Below are 2,371 nucleotides of genomic sequence, written 5' to 3' on the forward strand. Positions count from 1 at the left end.
GCACCGAAGCCATATTCGCTCTGCTCACGGCCATAGCCACTGCCTTTGACGCCACCGAAAGGCAGCTGGGCGAAGGGCGTGGTCGGACGGTTGACGAAGCTCATGCCGGCCTGCAGCTGACGAGAGACGCGTTCACCCCGTTCGTCGTCCTTGGCCACCACGGTGCTGCCCAGGCCATAGGGGCAGTCGTTGGCAAGCTCGATGGCATGCGCTTCGTTGTCGGCGACCACCACGGAGGCGACCGGCCCGAACAGTTCTTCATTGAAGGCCGGATTACCCTGGGTGACATTGGTCAGCACCGTCGGCGGATACCAGGCACCGTCGCGATCCGGAATCTCACCACCGCACTCAAGCTTGGCACCTGACTTGATGGCGCGCTGGACCTGGTCATGCAGGCCATCGCGCAGGTCCTTGCGAGACATCGGACCGATATCGACCCCTTCGCTCATCGGATCATCCATGCGCATGTCCTTGACCTTCTCGATCAGACGCTTGGAGAAGTCCTCGGCGAGGGACTTGTCGACGATCAGGCGCTTGGACGCGGCGCAGCTCTGGCCGGTGTTGTCGAAACGCCCGGCGATGGCGAGATCCACCGCACGCTCGATGTCGGCATCATCCAGCACGATCAGTGGGTCGATACCACCCAGCTCCAGTACGCTTGGCTTGAGCGCTGCGCCTGCCTGCTCGGCGACCTTGCGACCCGCCTCTTCACTGCCGGTCAGGGTGACGCCCTGGACAACGGGATCATTGATGATGTCTTCGATCATCTCCGAGCCCACCGGCAACCAGGTGAAGATACCCTCTTCAAAGTCGGCCTTGTGGAACAGCTGGGTGATCAGATCGGCGCAGCCCGGGACATTGGAGGCGTGCTTCATCAGGCAGACATTGCCGCCCGCCAGGGCCGGAGCCGCGAAACGGATGACCTGATAGAGCGGATAGTTCCACGGCATCACGCCGAGGACGGCGCCGATGGGGTCCTTGACGATCTTGGCACGCACGGCACCATCGACATCACGCTGCTCGGTTTCCATCAGCTTGGGCAGGTTGTCGGCATAGAAGCGCGCGATGCTGGAGGAAATCTGCGTCTCGCTGATGCCCTGATCATAGGGCTTGCCCATCTCATGAGCGATCTGCGTGGCAATTTCCTTCTGATGCTCATCGATCAGGTCCGCCAGAACGGTGAGGCGCTGCGCACGATCCTGCACGGTGGTCTGGCTGAAGCTCGAGTACGCCTTGTGCGTCTGCTCCAGTTTCTGCTGAACCTCTTCCTTGCTCAGCATGGCGTATTCCTTGAGAACCTTGTCATTGGCCGGGTTGGATGCGGTCAGTGTCTTGTTGCTCATCTTGCCTCCCTGGTGGGTGCTGGTTCAGCAAGTGACTGAATGGGGATCGCGAGGGATCGAGATCGGCCCTTGAGCCAGTCACTTCATTGGCTACACACCAGGACTTGGCGATATTGCCTGAGATCTTCAAGGGGCTGGGGGCTATTGCGTCGGGTCACCTCAGTGTTGCCATATGAGCACGCTGTTGTCCATTGAAAAGCCACAGGTGTCATCAGTGGTCGATCGCGAAGCGGTCAAATGTGAACCTGCCGAACAGGCTGCCAGCATGCGACAATGGGCGTCTGACGTCCGTGCGGGGCCAAGCTTGCCGCGTGCCGGGCCATCAACATGAGTGCAAGCGTCACAAGGAAGAGGAAGTCAGCGTGTTCAACAATATTCTGGTGGTATGTACCGGCAATATCTGTCGCAGTCCGGTCGGCGAGTCACTGCTGAAGCAGGCGTTGCCTGGCAAGACGGTGCACTCGGCGGGTGTGGGCGCACTGGTCGATCACCCGGTCGAACCCACGGCAGCACGCTTCGCCGTCGAGTCAGGGCTCGAGGTAGATGAGCATCGAGCGCGCCAGGTGTCGGTCGAGATGCTGACGGCTGCAGACCTGATTCTGGTCATGAGCGATGGCCATCGCCGCGCCATCAACCAGATGGCACCGCAGGTCAGTGGCAAGACGATGCTGTTCGGCCGCTGGCTGGCTGGCGGCCAGGGGGAAGAGATTCCCGATCCCTATCGCAAGAGCGAAGAGGCCTTCCGCCATGCGCACCAGAAGCTGGTGGAAGCGGCTGCGCTGTGGGTCAAGAAACTGATGTAATCAATATTCTGTTTTTAAAAATATTTTATGGATTTTCCCCGCCGAGCATCGCGTGGAGCAGCTGGGCTGGTGTCGCTCCGCCAGTGGTCTGGATCGCAGGCTGCTGCAGGATAGCCCAGTGGTGCAGGCTGATCTGGACGTGCAGCGCCAACGGGGCCGCGCGCTGCAAGCCGAGCAGGCGACCGGTCAGCTGGAGGCGGCATTCGCCGGCAAGGTGCACTCGCT

Annotated in this window: 3 protein-coding genes; 1 reads left to right on the forward strand and 2 read right to left on the reverse strand. The window is 60.9% G+C overall.

Annotation, left to right across the window (positions count from 1 at the left end):
* Positions 1-1,343 (reverse strand): NAD-dependent succinate-semialdehyde dehydrogenase (locus AC4FAH_RS14530; protein WP_490246314.1); only part of this gene is annotated, 1,343 nt, incomplete at its 3' end.
* A gap of 362 nt (positions 1,344-1,705) precedes the next feature.
* Here AC4FAH_RS14530 and AC4FAH_RS14535 point away from each other — a divergent pair.
* Positions 1,706-2,146, forward strand: coding sequence for an arsenate reductase/protein-tyrosine-phosphatase family protein (locus AC4FAH_RS14535; RefSeq protein WP_043336039.1), 441 nt, complete (start codon positions 1,706-1,708; stop codon positions 2,144-2,146).
* Between the two features lie 25 nt (positions 2,147-2,171).
* Here the strand turns inward: AC4FAH_RS14535 and AC4FAH_RS14540 are convergent.
* The coding region (locus AC4FAH_RS14540; protein ID WP_490246315.1) for a hypothetical protein at positions 2,172-2,371 on the reverse strand (200 nt) is incomplete at its 5' end.

Source organism: Cobetia sp. (genome assembly GCF_983723665.1).